At 72.3% G+C, this 1,755-nt stretch carries 2 protein-coding genes; both read left to right on the plus strand.

What is annotated here, in order from left to right; all coding sequences use genetic code 11:
- The first annotated feature begins 129 nt into the window (after positions 1-129).
- Complete coding sequence (locus ACWGI8_RS43960; RefSeq protein WP_453669189.1) at positions 130-750, plus strand: helix-turn-helix domain-containing protein; 621 nt, start codon at positions 130-132, stop codon at positions 748-750.
- A 137-nt stretch (positions 751-887) separates the two neighbouring features.
- Entirely contained in the window at positions 888-1,628 is a 741-nt protein-coding gene (locus ACWGI8_RS43965; protein WP_453669191.1) for a PP2C family protein-serine/threonine phosphatase, read from the plus strand.
- Positions 1,629-1,755: the final 127 nt, after the last annotated feature.

The following is a 1,755-nucleotide window of genomic DNA, read 5'->3' on the forward strand; positions in this document are numbered from 1 at the left end:
GCCATACGCCGTCATGCGCCGTCTGAGGCGGCCCGTACGGGGTGAGGTCGCCGGCAGAGGCAGGACGGCTTGACAAACTTTCTTGCCGCACTGGCAAATGGAGGGATGGCAGCCGACGACACTCCAGGCATGAACACCCAGGGCACTCCCGAGCGGGACGCTCCGGGCCCGGACATTCCCAGCGTGCTGACCGGCGTGGGCCCTCGGCTGCGGGCGCTGCGGCACGAGCGCGGAGCCACCCTGGCCCAGCTGAGCGAGACCACCGGGATCTCGCTCAGCACCCTCTCCCGCCTGGAGTCCGGGCAGCGCAAACCGACGCTGGAGCTGTTGCTGCCGCTGGCCAGGGCGCATGGTGTGCAACTGGACGAGCTGGTGGGCGCGCCGCCCACCGGAGACCCGCGCATCCACCCCCGCCCCTTCACCCGGCATGGACAGACCTTCGTACCGCTGACCCGGTACCTGGGCGGTCTGCACGCGTACAAGCAGATCCTGCCCGTGGCCAAAGCGCCGGGCGCGCGGCCCGAGCAGCAGACGCACGAGGGCTACGAGTGGCTCTACGTCCTGTCCGGCCGGCTGCGGCTGGCCCTGGGCGAGCACGACCTCGTCCTCACCGCCGGGGAGGCCGCCGAATTCGACACGCGCACCCCCCACGGCTTCGCCAACGCCGGGGAACAGCCGGTCGAGTTCCTCAGCCTGTTCGGCGCACAGGGCGAGCGGATGCACGTACGGGCCAGGCCCACCGGCAGGTGAGCCACCCCCAGCCGCACCCGCACCCGCACCCGCACACCTCGCGCACCGGCGCTCTCGTGGCGTCGCGATGGTGGAGGCGGGGGCGGTGAGGGACAGTGGTGAGGGAGGCTCCGTCCGCTGCGGAGAGGCGGTACCCGTTGCCGTACATAGCTGTGACTGCCTTGAGCGATGTCGGGCTGATTCGTGATCACAACGAGGACAGCCTCGTCGTCGGACCGTGGACGCTGTGCGGCACCGTGACCGAGAACCCGCAGACGCTGCTGTTTCCCCTCGGCACACCGCTCGTCGTCGCTGTCGCCGACGGGCTCGGCGGGCAGCCGGCCGGCGAGGTGGCAAGTGCCCTGGTCGTCCGCCAGCTCGCCTCGCTCGGCCCGTCACTCGACGGCGAGGAAGCGCTGCGCGACGCTCTGAGCATGTGCAACCACATGGTGTACTCGGCCGCTGACGGGGATCCGGAGCTGGTCACCATGGGGACCACGGTCGCGGGGACCGTCGTCCTGGCGGACTCGCTGCTGGCGTTCAACGTCGGCGACAGCAAGGTGTACGACGCGGCTCCGGACGGGCTGCACCAGGTGAGCGTGGACGACAGTCCGCCGCCGTCGCCGGGGCGGCGGACCACGTCGGCCGTCACACAGACGCTGGGCGGCGGGCCCGCGTACACCTCCATCACGGCCCATGTGGCGGCCACGGAGCTCTCCGCGGGCGATCGTTACCTGGTGTGCACCGACGGGCTGACCGATCCGGTTCCGGACGAGGTGGTCCACAGCCTGCTGCGGGTGCACGACGACGGCAGGGCCGCCTACGAGCTGTGGAAGGCCGCCATCGAGGCCGGCGGCCCCGACAACATCACGCTCGCGCTGGTACGCATCGGCGAGTAGGGCCCGCTCCGTACGACGGCCCCGACGGCCCCGGCGGCACGGCGGCTGGGCGGCTGGGCGGCTGGGCGGCACGATCGCTCGGCGGCGCCCGGCAGCCCAGCGGCGCGGCGGCGCGGCGGCCCGACAG

Source organism: Streptomyces sp. NPDC054841 (genome assembly GCF_053611045.1).

Coding starts and splice junctions, on each gene's coding strand:
- ACWGI8_RS43960 (WP_453669189.1), top strand. CDS start 130: ATGAACACCCAGGGCACTCCCGAGCGGGACGCTCCGGGCCCGGACATT.